Below are 14,349 nucleotides of genomic sequence, written 5' to 3'. Positions count from 1 at the left end.
AATGACTCCTGACAAAAAATCAGATCAAACAAAGCATATGCTGACCGCTTCATTAAAAAAAATTATGGCTCAAAAGCCTTTGAATAAAATATCAATACGCGAAATATGCGAGGATTGCGGAGTAAACCGTCAAACCTTTTATTATCATTTTAACGATATATACGACCAGCTTGAATGGATGTTCAAACAGGAAGAGGCCTCTTTTATAAAGGACAACGATGATATGCTCATATGGCAGGACTGCCTTATGCGTATGTTCCAATATCTCGAAGAAAACCGAGCTGTATGTATGTGTGTACTAAATTCAGTCGGACACGACTATATAAGGAAGCTTTTTGTTTCGGATGCACATGATATAATAGAAAGATACATAAACATAATTTCTCCTGTTCAACATACAAAGGAATATAAGGATTTTCTTATCAATTTTTACAGCTGCGCAATAGCTGGAATGGTTGAATGCTGGTTTCACGGAGAAATTAAAAATACTCCCGAAGAATTGATAAAAAATCTGGAAAAAACAATAAAGATTCAGCTTAACGGTGAATTTTATTCAAATGAAACCTAAAAATGGCTTACGGAAATCAAACCGCAAGCCATTTTATTATATTTGCTTATTTACATATCTGTATTCATTTCTATATCTGAAATAATGGCAGTTGCCTATATTTCCGGTAACAAAATCATACATTTCATCTTCATCTAATTCCATATCGCAATAATATGAATCATATTCGTCATCATAAATATAGTATTCACACATTTCGCAATTAGATTTTATTTCTTTTTTCAATCAATCCACCCTTTTCAATGACAACTGTGTGAACCGCAGTTATGTTCTCCACAGTTATGCTCCTCACTATGGTCATGGTGTGAACAATTAACCTCTGATGAATAAACAAGCTTGTCTTCGGCAAGAGCCTCTGCTGCCTTGTCGGCGTTTCCGGAAACTCCGCCATATACCTTAATTCCGGCATCAGCAAGCGCATTTACAGCACCCGAACCGATACCGCCGCAGATAATTGCCTCAACTCCGCGATCTTTTAAAAATCCGGCAAGTGCTCCGTGTCCTGTTCCGTTTGTGTCTACTACTTCGGAAGAAATAATCTTATTGTTTTCTATGCAGTATATTTTAAACTGCTCTGACTTTCCGAAATGCTGAAATATTTCTCCGTTGTTGTGTGTTACTGCAATTTTCATTTTAAGACCTCCAGTATAAAATAATTAGTGCAGCAATATAAAATGTTTAAATCTTTATAGCCTCTTTTATGAGTATATCACAACTAATCAAATAAATCAAATTTCCTTAACTCCTGCGGAAATATAGTAATTTAACATAGATTTGCGGCAAAATAAAAAATTTTTCAAAAAAATTAAAAAAGTTGTTGACAAATCCATCCGTAGTATATATAATAGCTATTGTTGATTGACGAAGCAACAGAAACAACAGATATGCGGGTGTAGTTCAATGGTAGAACGTCAGCCTTCCAAGCTGAACACGAGAGTTCGATTCTCTTCACCCGCTTTTATAATGAAATTAAATATGGATCAGTAGCTCAGTTGGATAGAGCAACGGCCTTCTAAGCCGTGGGTCGGGGGTTCGAATCCCTCCTGGTTCAATGAGTACAGGACTGAATATTCAGTCCTGTTTTTCTTTAAAAAACGATATATAATTTTACATTTGGTAAATGAAAATATGTTTACTTAGTATTTATTTTAATATATAATACAATATATATTTGCGGTTATGGCGGAATTGGTAGACGCGTCGGACTTAGAATCCGATTCGAAAGAGTGCAGGTTCAAGCCCTGTTAACCGCATCGAAAAAGTCCCGAATTTCCGGGACTTTTTTATTTTTCGTGTATTATCAAGGTGATGTTTTCGCTTTTATAATTCGTTATACTATGCTATAACGTGAATTAAATCAAGTCAGAACGTGATAGGGATAGTCCGATGGTTCTCCTCCTTTTCGGAAACGGAAAGGAGGAAATGCCAATGAACACTATGGAATTATTAACACTTTTATTAGTTATCTTTGCGGCATTGCCCTACATAGATAATCACCGCAAAAGATATAAAAAAGACTATTCCCTACCACTAAAAGTCAATCACCGAGGACGTGCCATTTTGACACCTCTTCTTTTTTTGTCAACTCAGCAAACGGCTGTGCATTAACCTGCACAGCCGTCTATTTTTTAGTCCATTACTGTATTTTTAGCTCTGTCAAATTCATCTAAAACCTGTTTATCAGGCTCTTTTGTTGCAAGTGACACAACAACTATGAATATACATGATATTATGAATGCAGGAAGAAGCTCATAAATACCGAAAATTCCACCAAGAGGCTTAATTAAAAGCTTCCATACAAATACCATAACACCGCCGCTTACCATTCCGGCAATAGCTCCGGCTCTGTTTGTTCTTCTCCAGAAAAGAGAGAACAGCATAAGCGGTCCGAAGGTTGCACCGAATCCGGCCCAAGCAAATGAAACGATTGTAAATATTACACTGTTTTCGTCAATAGCTATTACAATAGCCGCAATAGTAATTACGATAAGTGTAATTCTTGATATTTTCATAACCTCTTCATCAGTAGCCTCTTTTTTCATAAGTCCCTGATAAATGTTTTTAGCAAATGCAGATGATGCAATAAGAAGATATGAGTCAGAAGAACTCATTGTCGCAGCAAGTATTCCTGCCATTGCAAAGCCTGCAAGAAGCGGAGGCAGAAGCTGTGTTGACATATGAATAAATATATTTTCCGATTCTGCCGATGATCCGAGTGCCGTCGGATAAAGAACTCTTCCGACAAGACCGATTGTAACAGCTGCCACAAGTGATATTACAACCCATACAGCAGCTATTCTTCTTGACATTGTAAGCTCTTTTTCGCTTCTGATAGCCATGAAACGAAGAAGTACCTGAGGCATACCGAAATATCCAAGACCCCAAGCAAGTGTTGAGCAGATTGACAATATACTGTATGTTCCGGCTTCACCGAATACCGGTGCTCCGTTTTCAACAACCTGTACTCCGTTTTCTGTTACGGGAGTTGCTATTCCAAAGAAATCAAAGAATCCGGGAATACTCTTTACATTTTCCATTACACTGCTTATACCGCCTGCATGCGAAATACCGAGGCCGAGAATTAAAACAAGCACAATAATCATTATTATTGCCTGCATAAAGTCAGATACGCTCTCTGCAAGGAATCCGCCGAGGAATGTATACACAAGAACGAATACCGCTCCGAGAATCATCATTGTTACATAAGATGTTCCGAAAAGTGTTGAGAAAAGCTTTCCACATGTAACAAGACAGCTTCCGGCATAAACGGTGAAGAAAACAAGAATAAATATAGCCGCTATTGTAAGAACAACCTTCTTTTCTTCTCTGAACCTGTTTGAAAAGAATTCAGGAAGTGTAATAGCTTCATTTATAACGCTGTATCTTCTGAGTCTTTTTGAAACAAAAAGCCAGTTAAGATATGTACCAATACCAAGACCTATTGCTGTCCACATGGCGTCGGCTATGCCGCACCAGTAAGCAACTCCGGGAAGTCCCATCAAAAGCCATCCGCTCATATCCGAAGCTTCGGCACTCATTGCGGCAACCCATGGTCCGAGTGTACGTCCGCCGAGGAAATAGTTTTCCGGACTTTCGTTTGCCCTTTTGGCGTATATGACACCAATAATTACTACTACCGCCATATAAATGCACATGGCAATAAGTATCTGAAATGAATCAACCCCCATTAATTAATACCTCCAATAAATTATAATATACCCTAATAGTTTACATGATATTGTAAAATATTGCAATAAAATTTAAAGCTCTTAATTTATACAATAATTTTACATATAATATCATGCCTTTTCATTTTTAAGTTTCAATGTGAATCTCTTCAATCTTTCAACTGCTTCTTTAAGATTTTCAAGACTTGTTGCATAGGATATACGTATGTGTCCTTCGCCGTATTCACCGAATGATGTGCCCCATGCAAGTGCTATGCCCTCTTCTTCAAGAAGCCTGTCCGCAAACTCCTTGCTTGATAATCCAAATGACGAAATATCAGGGAAAGCATAAAACGCTCCTCTCGGCATACAGCATTTTATACCGTCAATTTCGTTCAGTGCATTAACGAGCCAGTCTCTTCTTTCCTTGAATTTATTCTTCATTTCTACAACGGAATACTGCGGACCCTTCAGTGCCTCAACAGCCGCCATCTGGGTAAAAGAACATGTACATGATACCGAATTTACCATAATCATTTCAAACTTCTTGATTATATCCACATTCGCAACACAATAGCCTATTCTCCAGCCTGTCATTGCATATGTTTTTGAAAATCCATCGAGCACAAGAGTTCTGTCACGCATTTCCGGAATAGACGCTATGGAAATCGTTTCTCCGTCATACATAAGTCTGTCATATATTTCATCGGAAAGCACAAATATATCCGGTCTGTCTTTAAGAATATCGGCAATGGCAAGAATATCCTCTTTTTCAAATATTCCTCCGGTAGGATTTCCGGGATTGTTTATTATAATAAGCTTTGTTTTCGGTGTTATAAGACTCTTAAGCTTTTCAACGTCCGGTCTGAAATCATTGTCGGCAGTCAACGGCATAGGAACAGGAATGCCTCTTGCAAATTTAATACAGCTTTCATATATGGGAAATCCGGGATTAGGATAAATAACCTCATCACCGGGTTCAACAAGTGTAAGCATTGTAAAGAACATAGTCGGTTTACCACCCGGAACTATTACAACATTGTCCTTTGTTGCATCAATATTTTTATATTCCTTTACATAATCCGCAACAGCTTCTCTAAGTTCATTATATCCGAGAGTCGGTCCATATCCCGTATATCCGTCAGACATTGCCTCTTTTGCGGCATCAATTATATTTTCCGGTGTTTTGAAATCCGGCTGACCTATTTCGAGATGAATTACGTTCATTCCCTTTGCCTCGAGCTCATTTGCCTTTGACAATATAGCAAATGCGGATTCTCCCTGAAGTCTTTCAACTCTTTCCGCTATATAATCGGGTGTTAAATCATTTTCTGTCATAAAAATAAAGCCTCCTGTATATTCGGTTGAAATGTATTGTCGCTGACGCACATTTGTTTTTCTATTATAACATATCTTGTTATAATTTCAAGGTTTTAATCACTTTCCTATTAGTTTAATGTGATAATAAATTATATTAACACACAAAAAGGCCGTTGAAAATATATTTCCAACGACCTTTATAAAATTTATTTTATGTATATTAATCTATTTCATTGCTGTGCATTTACATTTCCAAGTGTTGCTGTTACTTCAACGGAAGTATCACCGTTTCTTATAATACCGATTTTAACCTGATCACCTACACTGCTTTCATCAACGCACTGAACAAGTGATTCCATATTAAGAATTGTTTTTCCGTTATATGAAACGATTATATCTCCTTCAACAATACCTGCGTTTGCCGCACTGCTTCCGTCCATAACCGATGTTACAAGAACGCCTACCGGAAGTCTGTAAAGGCTTGAAAGCTGGTCTGTTATATCCTGTCCTGTAATTCCGAGATAAGGTTTTTCAATAGAACCGTTTTCCTTAAGCTCATTAAGAATGGGAACTGCTACGCTTGCAGGAATTGCATAGCCGACACCTTCTGCTGTACTGCCTGATGAAGTTGAGAATGTTTTGGCTGTATTAATACCGATTACAGCACCTGAATAATTTACAAGAGCACCGCCACTGTTACCGGGATTGATAGCTGCATCAGTCTGGATAACATTAAGCTCTTTGCCTTCAACATTTACTGTTTTGTTTTCAGCACTTATCATACCGCCTGTTGTTGTTTTTCCTTCGCCAAGGGAGTTGCCGATAGCTATTACGCTTTCACCGAGTTTAATATCTGCGGAATCATCAAATACAGCTATTGTTACATTATTAATTCCAACAGCTTCAAGATCCGATTTTTCTACCGAAAGAACCGCAAGGTCACTTGTTTCATCATATCCGACTATTGTTGCGGGAATAGTATTTTCCGCATCATCAAAGGCAATAGCAATGTTGCTTGCACCATTTATAACGTGCTGGTTAGTTGCAACATATACAAGTGAATCATCTTCGGCAAATATAACACCGCTGCCTGCTCCTTCTGCCTGATAAGGGATTGAATACATACCGTAATTTGCTGTTCCCTGTGTAAGTGTTGTTATACTTACAACCGAGTTATACACATTTGCTATAACATCAGTCGCCGCATTTGCTTTTGATGAAGATACTGCAGCCGCTGTCGTTGTCAATACACCGTCATAGCTTGAAACATTACTGTTTTTGTTCATTGCTCTTGAAAAACCGTATCCGGCTCCTATTCCTGTACCAAGTCCAAGGCTGACTACAAGGCATACTGCAATGGCTTTGCTGAATGTTCTGTTTTTCTTTTTCGGTTTAACCTTTACATCATAATAAGGAACCTTTTCTTTTCCGCCGTCTGCCGATGCTTCGTTTGATTTATTTTCCGGTTCATTTTCAGCTTTACTTTCCTCTGTATTTTCTTTTGCTTCGCTCTTTGCAGCCGGTTCGTCTATTCTTTCTCTTGTTGTTCCGTTAAACGGTCTGTCATAAACATTGTCACTCTTATTTTCCACATGTGACGGATCATCAGAATTTATGTAACCCTGTGCATCAACGGTTCTCTCCTTGCATTCTCCGTTGATTTCTTCATTATTATTTGTGTTTTCTGCTTTTATATCGTTATTTTCATTGTTATTCTTATTGTTTTCATCATTGTTTTTTGATGTCTCTTCATACCAACTCATAATTAAAACCTCCGTTTGAAACTATATTTAATACTTTATTGTCTTATTATCTTTTCTATGTTTTGAATTATAGTATTGATATTTGAACTCTATGTGAACAAAAGTTAAATATTGCATTAATAAAATGTATTTTAAAAATGAATTTACATATAATCGAATATTACTATATTAAATGTCTGTATGTCAACATTGCATTCCATTTATACCGATATTCTGATATAATCAGTATTATTTAAAATGTTAAGGAGTGTTACCTATGAAAAGAATAATAATTGCCACATCAAATGAAGGAAAAATGAAAGAATTCAGAAGACTTCTTGCTCACAAGAACGTAGAAATTCTCTCAATGCACGAGGCCGGAATAGACATTGACATAGACGAAAACGGCACAACCTTTGAGGAAAATGCCGCAATAAAGGCAAAAGCCGTTTGTGACGTTGCCCATACATTATGTCTTTCCGATGACAGCGGACTTGTTATAGACTATCTCAATGGCGAGCCCGGTATATATTCCGCAAGATACCTCGGACATGATACACCCTACGAAGAGAAAAACAGAATAATTATTGACCGTCTTAAAGGCGTTCCCGAAGAAAAGCGTACAGCACGTTTCGTTTGTGCCGTTGCCGCAGCCTTTCCCGACGGTCGTGTAATAACCGTTAAGGACACAATGGAAGGCAGAATAGCCGAAGAGCCTGCCGGATGCGGCGGTTTCGGCTATGATCCCATTTTCTTCTTTCCTCCCAAGGGCATGACAAGCGCGGAGCTTACTCCCGATGAAAAAAATGCCGTAAGCCACAGAGGAAAGGCTCTCCGCAAAATGGTTTCGATCATTGAAAAGGAGTTATAATATGAAGCTGTTAATTTTTTCGGACAGCCATTATCGGACAGAACCTATGTATTCCGTTGCCGAAAAATACAGCTCTGTTATTGACGGAATAATACATCTCGGCGACTGCACAGAGGATATATCCGGCTTTAAAACCATTTGTCCGGATATACCGATATATAATGTACGCGGAAACAATGACTATGAAAACGGCTGTCCGGCAGAAAGAACGGTTCCCATAGCCGGCCATACAATATTTATGACTCATGGCCACAGACAGCGTGTATATTACAACACAGATACCTTGTATTATACTGCCGCACAAAACGGTGCCGATATTGCACTTTTCGGACATACCCATGTGCCATATCTACAGAATGAAAACGGAATACTTATTATGAATCCGGGTAGCATATCTCTTCCGAGAAGCTCCGTTGAAAAAACTTTTGCATTTATCACCTTCGAAAACAGAAAAGCTGAGGCAGTTATAATGAAAATCGGGCATGACGGTATAAGCAAATTAGCCTCTTTAAGCTTTTAGCAATAGAAATTTTATACATTTTATCATGAAATTTTTTAGCTATTTCATATAAAAATATGTATCTTCAACAGTATTCGCCATAATACTATTTAAAATATTCAACAACTGTGCTACTATGATAATGTGTTAATTAATCTATTTAACAACATTATTTTAAAGGAGGATTATACATGAAAAAGAAACTTATTTCCCTTCTTACAGCTGTTGTTATGGCTCTCGGCGTTGCAGTTCCCGCAATGGCAGAGGACACAGCTTCTATGAAGGGCAAGCTTGTAGTTATCCACACAAACGATATGCACGGTTATTATGAAACAACCGACACAGCTATCGGTATCGCCGGTGTTGCCGGACTTAAGGATTACTATGAAGCTCAGGGCGCCGATGTTCTTCTCTTAGACGCAGGCGATTTTTCACAGGGCAATACTCTTGTAGGCTATTACAAAGGCAAAAATGCTGCCGAATATATCGCAGCAGCAGGCTATGACGCAGTATCAATGGGTAATCACGAATTTGACTACACATTCGATATCCTTCTTGACAACATGAAGGTGCTCACAGATGCAGGCGTTAAGGTTGTTGATTCAAACGTAATCAACAAAGAAACAGGCAAAGCATATTTCGATGCAAACGCTATCTTTGAAAAAGACGGCATCAAGGTCGGAGTATTCGGACTTGATACAGCAGAAACTCTCACAAAAGCAAGCCCCAGCAATGTAAAACTTGTAAACTTCCTTGATAAAGAAGATATGTTCAAAGCAGCTCAGGCTCAGGTAGACGAGCTTAAAGCAGCCGGCTGCGACTATATCATCGCTCTTACTCATCTCGGTGTTGACGAAGAAAGTGTTGGCAGACGTTCTGTTGATGTTGCATCAGCAGTTAAAGGTATCGACCTTATCGTTGACGGACACAGCCACACAGTAATGGACGGCGGAGAAAAGGTTAATGACACACTTATCGTAAGCACAGGCTCATACCTTGCTAACGTAGGTACAGTTGTTGTTGACGAAGCTTCTAAAGAAACAACAGCTAAACTTATTTCTGCTGCTGATTATGCAGCAACAATCGGCAAATATGACGATGCGGTTGCTAAACTTGTAGCAGAAGACAGAGCCGAAGTTACAGCAGCTTACTCAAAAGTATTCGCTAAGACAGAGGTTCATCTTGAAGGAACAAAAGCAATTGTTCGTTCGGAAGAAACAAACCTTGGTGATTTCACAGCAGATGCTTACCTCTACACAGGTAAAAAATATGTTGAAGACAACAAACTTGGTATAAGCGTAGACTGTGCTATATCAAACGGTGGCGGTATCCGTACTTCAGTTGAACCCGGAGATATTTCAATGGATACTCTTGTAACAATATTCCCCTTCGGAAACAATGTATGTCTTGTTACAATCACAGGCGCTCAGCTCCTTGAAATTCTTGAAGCATCAACATTCTGCACACCCGAAACAATCGGAGGATTTCCTCAGGTAGCAGGTATCGAATATACTCTTGATACAACAGTTCCTTACGAAAACGGAGCTCAGTATCCCAATTCAACATACTATGCACCTGCTAAACCCGGCAGCAGAGTAACAATTACATCAGTAAATGGACAGCCTTTCGATGCAGCTAAGAACTACACAGTAGTAGTAAACGGCTTCCAGGCAGAAGGCGGAGATACATATTACCAGCTTACACAGGGATCATATTTCGCTGATACAAACGTACTTGACTGCGATTCACTTATTGAATATGTTCAGTCACTTAACGGCGTTATCGGACAGGAATATGCTAAACCTCAGGGCCGTATAACAATAATCAAGGCTGCCGAAGAGCCTGTTGTTGAACCTACACCCGTTGTTCCCGAACCTACACCTGAACCTACTGTTGAGCCTGCTCCTTCAATCGACGAGCTTTACAAAGTAGTTAAGGGCGACTCACTTTGGAAAATCGCTGACAAGGAACTTGGCAACGGATTATTATGGAAAAAAATCTATGAAGCTAACAAAGCTGAAATAGCAAATCCCGATAAAATCTATGTAGGTCAGGAAATCGTTGTAAAATAATTAAATAGGCACTAAAATATCCCTCTGCCATACGGCAGAGGGATTAATTTTTGTCCGGAATTGTTTTAAAGCACTATGCAGAGCAGAGGAATCGTAATCATTGAAAGCAATGTCGATACAAATACCACCTTAGAGGCGTAATGTCCGTCACCGTCATATTTATCGGCAAGTATAGCAGTCGTACTGCCTGCCGGCATTCCCGACATTATTACCGATACTCCGAGAAGTACGCTGTCGATATTCATAAGCTTAAGAATAACAAACACAATAGCCGGGAAAATAACAAGACGTATAAGCGAGAAATACAATGCACTTTTATCAAATATCTCGCTGACCTTACAGTCTGAAAGTATACAGCCGATAATAAGCATTGATAACGGTATTGTACAACGGCTTAAGTATGTAATGGTTGAGCTTACGAAGGTCGGTAACGGCGGATTAAACGCCATAAGTATAACGCCTATTCCCATTGATATTATACAAGGATGAAGAAGTATTGTTTTTACTGCCGATTTTTTATCTACGTTTGTGAAAAGTGCAAGTCCCGATGTCCACATTGTAAATCTTATTGGAAGCTGAAACATCGATACATAAACAACGCCAAGGCTTCCGTATATATTATCCGCAACCGGCATTCCTATAAAGCTTGAGTTTGAACAGATAAGTCCGTAATGCATAACATCTTTTTTATTTTTAGGAAATTTTGCAAACAACTTTCCGCCGAACAGAACTGCCACGACCTGTATAACTACCGATATTACAAGGGCAAGTATCAAATTCTGTGCCATATTGTCGCTCGACACATCAGACGCAAAGGATGCGATGATGTTTGACGGAAGAACAATATTGATAAGCAGATTTGATAAGCTTGACTGCCCTTCCTTTGATATTATGTTTTTCTTTCTTGCAACTACACCGACAATCATTATCGCAAACAGCACAAGCTGCAAATTAAACATTTTCGTAAAAGCTTCCATGTATTTTTCCTCCGTTTGTTCAGTAATTCCAAAAATTTATTTTATTATATTACTTTCCATTTTTATTTACAAATTAAATTTATATATTGATCCAAACTCGCATATTAATAATATAAAAAAGACCGTTGGAGAAACAATGAAATTCAGAATTATATATTTAAAAAATATCAAAAATACAATAGCCGTTGCTATACTTTGCGGATTTATAACGCTCACTGCCATATATAAAAACAATGCGTCCGTATATACAATACTCCCTGTAGAAAACAAAATAATAATAATAGATGCCGGACACGGAGGCTTTGATCCCGGAAAAGCCGGAGTAAACGGCGAAGACGAAAAATATATAAATCTTAAAATTGCGGCATATCTCCAGCAATATCTTGAAGAAAGCGGAGCAGTCGCAATAATAACCCGAAGCACAGATGAGGCTCTCGGAAGCTCAAAGCGTGAGGATATGTCGGAAAGAAAGCTGATTGTCAACGAAAGTGACGGAGATATAATGATAAGCATACATCAGAATGCCTTTACCTCCGGTTCGGCCAAAGGTGCTCAGGTATTTTATTATAAGAACAGCGAAGAAGGAAAAAGGCTTGCGGAGGATATACAGCAAGCTCTCTGCGATTCCTTAGGCAGTACACGTTCCGCAAAATCCAATTCAGATTATTATGTGTTGCGGACAACAACAATGCCTTCTGCCATCGTTGAATGCGGATTTCTGAGCAACTCCGATGAAGAAACAAAGCTGAATACAGCCGATTATCAGCAAAAAACAGCCTGGGCGATATATAAAGGTATTTCGGATTATTTTAATGCAGAAAAGTAAAAGAACCACATTTCGGGATATGTGGTTCTTTAAAGGATATTGGGTTTTGGGATATTATAATAAGGATATTATTCCTATATTTCTGTAAAATAAAAAACCACGAAGGTATGCAAAAAACATCTAACCTTCGTGGTTAAAATTTCTTAAAACAATCATTGGTAACAAATACAATCTTCTTGACTGCCAATTCTATTATTATAATAACATTTATGTTGATATATGTCAACTAAAATTGACTAATACATGAAAATATCATATAATATTCTATATTATAAAATGATTAGGAGAATTACAATGGCTACTACAAAAACTATACAATCCCTTGAAAGAGCCTTTTCCATACTTGAGCTTTTTCAGAACGGAAAACCTGAAATGAGCCTTAAGGAAATTGCCGATACAATACAGCTCAACAAAAGCACAACCTTCGGACTGGTAAACAGCCTTACGACTCTCGGCTATCTCTTCCAGAACGAAGATAACCAGAAGTATTCGCTCGGCTTAAAAATACTTTCATTAACGAACGCAGTTAAGATGAACAATATACTTATACGAGCATCTCGTCCGTATCTTGAAGAATTATGCCAGAAATACAGAGAAACCGTTCACAGTGCCCAGGAGCTCAACGGAAGTATTGTATATATTGATAAGGTAGACGCCGATACATCAATGTATATAAACACACAGATCGGTACAAAAAACTATATGCACTGCACAGGTGTAGGCAAGGTGCTTCTTGCATACAAAACCAATGAAGAGCTTGACGCTTTCCTTGAACAGCCACTTAAGGCTCTCACCTTCAACACAATCACAAATCCGGACAAGCTTCGTGAGGAAATGAAGAAAATTCGTGACAACGGTTATGGCGGTGATGATGAAGAAATCGAAATAGGACTTTCTTGTGTTGCCGTTCCGGTCATGAAATCCGAAAACAAACCCGGCTTTGCAATAAGCGTTGCCGGCCCGACCGTAAGAATTTCCGAGCATAAGAAAAACGGTCTTCCAGAGGATTTGAAAAAGACAGCCGCAAAGCTTTCGGAAATAATATATGGCTATAAAGCATAAATTAATTAACATATAAAAAGACCAAAGCCCTCATGTTGATTACATGAGGGCTTCAAGGTGTCGACAAAGTCGACACCTAAGTCGAAATCAGGAATTTCGACTTGTTTAAACAGAAGCATGAATAGCTCATTCCATCGGCTAAAAAGCCTTGAAACTATTGACCATGCAAGATAGCATGGTGGCGAAGCCACTTTCGCTTGCGAAAGTCATGACTAAGCTATTCTCCTCGACGGAAGTGAATCCCGTCTATTGACCGCACAAGACAGTGCGGCGGCAAAGCCGCTTTTGCTTTTTCAAAGCAAAAGTCATGACAGTATGGATTCCACTTAGGAAACTCTTCGTTTCCTAATACCTTCCGCTGTACAAAAATAACTTTGTCTACAGTCTGAAGCCCTCATGTTGATTACATGAGGGCTTCATTTATGGGATTCTAAAAGAAAAATGGGCGTTTAATTTTTTGCTGTTCTTGCGGCCTCCGAGCAGGCATTGATATAGTAATTTATATCAAGACCTACTGTAACTGAATCAAAGCCTTCCGCATAATATTTCTGTGCCGCTTTGGGATCCATTGTAAATATTATTACAAACTTTCCTGCCTTATGGCATGTATCCTTAACCTTATTTATCGCCGCAAGGAACTCCGGATTATCGAACTGACCACCTATTCCCATTCCGATGGATAGGTCATAAGGGCCGATAAAAATTCCGTCTACTCCGTCCATAGCAACAATTTCTTCGATATGCTCAAGACAGCCTCTTGTTTCACACTGGGGAATTACAAGCGTTTCCTTGTTCCAGTATTCCATCATTTCATTCATCGGAAGACCGTTTTCACCCATAGGGTAATCACAGCCCCAACCGTCTTTTCTTGAAGGGCAAAAGCCTCTTTCACCTGTCGGTGCAAATTTTGCCCATCTGATTATATCCTTAACCTGCTCGATAGTTTCAACATAAGGAATAATAAGTCCCTTCGCTCCTACATCAAGCGGTTTCATTATAGCCGGTCTTGCATGGCTTCTTACTCTTACAAACGGAATTGTTCCTCCGAGATTTGCTCCTCTAATTGCATCAATGGTGCTTTCGGGCTCAAGTGTGCCATGCTCATTATCAATGATTATGTAATCAAAATCACTTCTGGCAATGCACTCTGCGGCAGTAGTGCCGCCTATCTCAAAGAATGTTCCGACCGGTTTCTGTTTTTCTTTTACTTTCTTTAAAAATTCGTTCATTTACATTCTCCTTTAT

Annotated in this window: 14 protein-coding genes and 3 tRNA genes; 10 read left to right on the top strand and 7 right to left on the bottom strand. The window is 38.7% G+C overall.

Translation table 11 applies throughout. The features are described 5' to 3' along the window. Position 1 precedes the first annotated feature (1 nt). Positions 2–568 carry a TetR/AcrR family transcriptional regulator C-terminal domain-containing protein gene (locus KQI66_RS06740; RefSeq protein WP_330655060.1) on the top strand — a complete coding sequence of 189 codons (567 nt, stop codon included), beginning with the start codon at positions 2–4 and terminating at the stop codon, positions 566–568. 36 nt (positions 569–604) lie between these two features. Here KQI66_RS06740 and KQI66_RS06735 read toward each other — a convergent pair whose 3' ends face one another. Then, entirely contained in the window at positions 605–793 is a 189-nt protein-coding gene (locus KQI66_RS06735; RefSeq protein WP_330655059.1) for a DUF6472 family protein, read from the bottom strand. 14 nt (positions 794–807) lie between these two features. Further along, positions 808–1,200 (bottom strand): NifB/NifX family molybdenum-iron cluster-binding protein, encoded by a 393-nt coding sequence (locus tag KQI66_RS06730; RefSeq protein ID WP_216427963.1) that lies wholly within the window; start codon positions 1,198–1,200, stop codon positions 808–810. Between the two features lie 254 nt (positions 1,201–1,454). On the opposite strand from KQI66_RS06730, the gene KQI66_RS06725 reads away from it, so the two are divergent. The 4 genes from KQI66_RS06725 to KQI66_RS06710 all read left to right on the top strand — a co-directional run bounded on the left by KQI66_RS06725 (position 1,455) and on the right by KQI66_RS06710 (position 2,176). Beyond that, positions 1,455–1,525: transfer RNA gene (locus KQI66_RS06725), tRNA-Gly, on the top strand. Between the two features lie 20 nt (positions 1,526–1,545). After that, positions 1,546–1,619, top strand: a tRNA-Arg gene (locus KQI66_RS06720). Positions 1,620–1,741: 122 nt separating this feature from the next. Further along, positions 1,742–1,821 (top strand) — tRNA-Leu (locus KQI66_RS06715). A gap of 175 nt (positions 1,822–1,996) precedes the next feature. Next, positions 1,997–2,176: a hypothetical protein gene (locus tag KQI66_RS06710; RefSeq protein WP_216427961.1), complete on the top strand. Its 180-nt coding sequence runs from the start codon at positions 1,997–1,999 to the stop codon at positions 2,174–2,176. A gap of 20 nt (positions 2,177–2,196) precedes the next feature. Here KQI66_RS06710 and putP read toward each other — a convergent pair whose 3' ends face one another. The 3 genes from putP to KQI66_RS06695 all read right to left on the bottom strand — a co-directional run bounded on the left by putP (position 2,197) and on the right by KQI66_RS06695 (position 6,818). Further along, positions 2,197–3,756, bottom strand: coding sequence for a sodium/proline symporter PutP (gene putP / locus KQI66_RS06705; RefSeq protein WP_216427959.1), 1,560 nt, complete (start codon positions 3,754–3,756; stop codon positions 2,197–2,199). 111 nt (positions 3,757–3,867) lie between these two features. Next, positions 3,868–5,073, bottom strand: a complete 1,206-nt coding sequence (locus KQI66_RS06700; protein ID WP_216427957.1) for a pyridoxal phosphate-dependent aminotransferase — start codon at positions 5,071–5,073, stop codon at positions 3,868–3,870. A gap of 212 nt (positions 5,074–5,285) precedes the next feature. Further along, positions 5,286–6,818 (bottom strand): S1C family serine protease, encoded by a 1,533-nt coding sequence (locus KQI66_RS06695; RefSeq protein ID WP_216427955.1) that lies wholly within the window; start codon positions 6,816–6,818, stop codon positions 5,286–5,288. Between the two features lie 256 nt (positions 6,819–7,074). Here KQI66_RS06695 and KQI66_RS06690 point away from each other — a divergent pair, with 256 nt between their 5' ends. The 3 genes from KQI66_RS06690 to KQI66_RS06680 all read left to right on the top strand — a co-directional run bounded on the left by KQI66_RS06690 (position 7,075) and on the right by KQI66_RS06680 (position 10,239). Beyond that, positions 7,075–7,668: an XTP/dITP diphosphatase gene (locus KQI66_RS06690; protein WP_216427953.1), complete on the top strand. Its 594-nt coding sequence runs from the start codon at positions 7,075–7,077 to the stop codon at positions 7,666–7,668. Between the two features lies 1 nt (position 7,669). Continuing rightward, the gene (locus tag KQI66_RS06685; RefSeq protein ID WP_216427952.1) at positions 7,670–8,188 is read left to right on the top strand and encodes a metallophosphoesterase; all 519 of its coding nucleotides are present in this window, start codon (positions 7,670–7,672) and stop codon (positions 8,186–8,188) included. A 170-nt stretch (positions 8,189–8,358) separates the two neighbouring features. Continuing rightward, a complete protein-coding gene (locus KQI66_RS06680) occupies positions 8,359–10,239 on the top strand; it encodes a 5'-nucleotidase C-terminal domain-containing protein (protein WP_216427950.1) in 1,881 nt (626 codons plus the stop codon). A gap of 65 nt (positions 10,240–10,304) precedes the next feature. Here the strand turns inward: KQI66_RS06680 and KQI66_RS06675 are convergent, their stop codons facing one another. Next, positions 10,305–11,216 carry an AEC family transporter gene (locus tag KQI66_RS06675; protein ID WP_216427948.1) on the bottom strand — a complete coding sequence of 304 codons (912 nt, stop codon included), beginning with the start codon at positions 11,214–11,216 and terminating at the stop codon, positions 10,305–10,307. Between the two features lie 136 nt (positions 11,217–11,352). On the opposite strand from KQI66_RS06675, the gene KQI66_RS06670 reads away from it, so the two are divergent. Beyond that, positions 11,353–12,042 carry an N-acetylmuramoyl-L-alanine amidase gene (locus KQI66_RS06670; RefSeq protein ID WP_216427946.1) on the top strand — a complete coding sequence of 230 codons (690 nt, stop codon included), beginning with the start codon at positions 11,353–11,355 and terminating at the stop codon, positions 12,040–12,042. A 294-nt stretch (positions 12,043–12,336) separates the two neighbouring features. Then, positions 12,337–13,104: an IclR family transcriptional regulator gene (locus KQI66_RS06665; protein ID WP_216427944.1), complete on the top strand. Its 768-nt coding sequence runs from the start codon at positions 12,337–12,339 to the stop codon at positions 13,102–13,104. Between the two features lie 449 nt (positions 13,105–13,553). Here KQI66_RS06665 and KQI66_RS06660 read toward each other — a convergent pair whose 3' ends face one another. After that, a complete protein-coding gene (locus tag KQI66_RS06660) occupies positions 13,554–14,333 on the bottom strand; it encodes an HpcH/HpaI aldolase family protein (protein WP_216427942.1) in 780 nt (259 codons plus the stop codon). Positions 14,334–14,349 lie beyond the last annotated feature (16 nt).

Origin of the sequence: Anaerotignum sp. MSJ-24, assembly GCF_018918145.1 — a bacterium.
Lineage (GTDB): Bacteria > Bacillota > Clostridia > Lachnospirales > Anaerotignaceae > Metalachnospira.
The sequence above is the reverse complement of the archived record's forward strand: the minus strand, read 5'-3'. Positions and strand labels throughout refer to the sequence as shown.

Bases quoted from the DNA above. Each gene is read 5' to 3' on its own strand.
- KQI66_RS06665 (WP_216427944.1), top strand. From the start codon at position 12,337: ATGGCTACTACAAAAACTATACAATCCCTTGAAAGAGCCTTTTCCATA.
- KQI66_RS06670 (WP_216427946.1), top strand. From the start codon at position 11,353: ATGAAATTCAGAATTATATATTTAAAAAATATCAAAAATACAATAGCC.
- KQI66_RS06690 (WP_216427953.1), top strand. From the start codon at position 7,075: ATGAAAAGAATAATAATTGCCACATCAAATGAAGGAAAAATGAAAGAA.
- KQI66_RS06660 (WP_216427942.1), bottom strand. From the start codon at position 14,333: ATGAACGAATTTTTAAAGAAAGTAAAAGAAAAACAGAAACCGGTCGGA.
- KQI66_RS06730 (WP_216427963.1), bottom strand. From the start codon at position 1,200: ATGAAAATTGCAGTAACACACAACAACGGAGAAATATTTCAGCATTTC.
- KQI66_RS06685 (WP_216427952.1), top strand. From the start codon at position 7,670: ATGAAGCTGTTAATTTTTTCGGACAGCCATTATCGGACAGAACCTATG.
- KQI66_RS06695 (WP_216427955.1), bottom strand. From the start codon at position 6,818: ATGAGTTGGTATGAAGAGACATCAAAAAACAATGATGAAAACAATAAG.
- KQI66_RS06675 (WP_216427948.1), bottom strand. From the start codon at position 11,216: ATGGAAGCTTTTACGAAAATGTTTAATTTGCAGCTTGTGCTGTTTGCG.
- putP (WP_216427959.1), bottom strand. From the start codon at position 3,756: ATGGGGGTTGATTCATTTCAGATACTTATTGCCATGTGCATTTATATG.
- KQI66_RS06710 (WP_216427961.1), top strand. From the start codon at position 1,997: ATGAACACTATGGAATTATTAACACTTTTATTAGTTATCTTTGCGGCA.
- KQI66_RS06700 (WP_216427957.1), bottom strand. From the start codon at position 5,073: ATGACAGAAAATGATTTAACACCCGATTATATAGCGGAAAGAGTTGAA.
- KQI66_RS06680 (WP_216427950.1), top strand. From the start codon at position 8,359: ATGAAAAAGAAACTTATTTCCCTTCTTACAGCTGTTGTTATGGCTCTC.
- KQI66_RS06740 (WP_330655060.1), top strand. From the start codon at position 2: ATGACTCCTGACAAAAAATCAGATCAAACAAAGCATATGCTGACCGCT.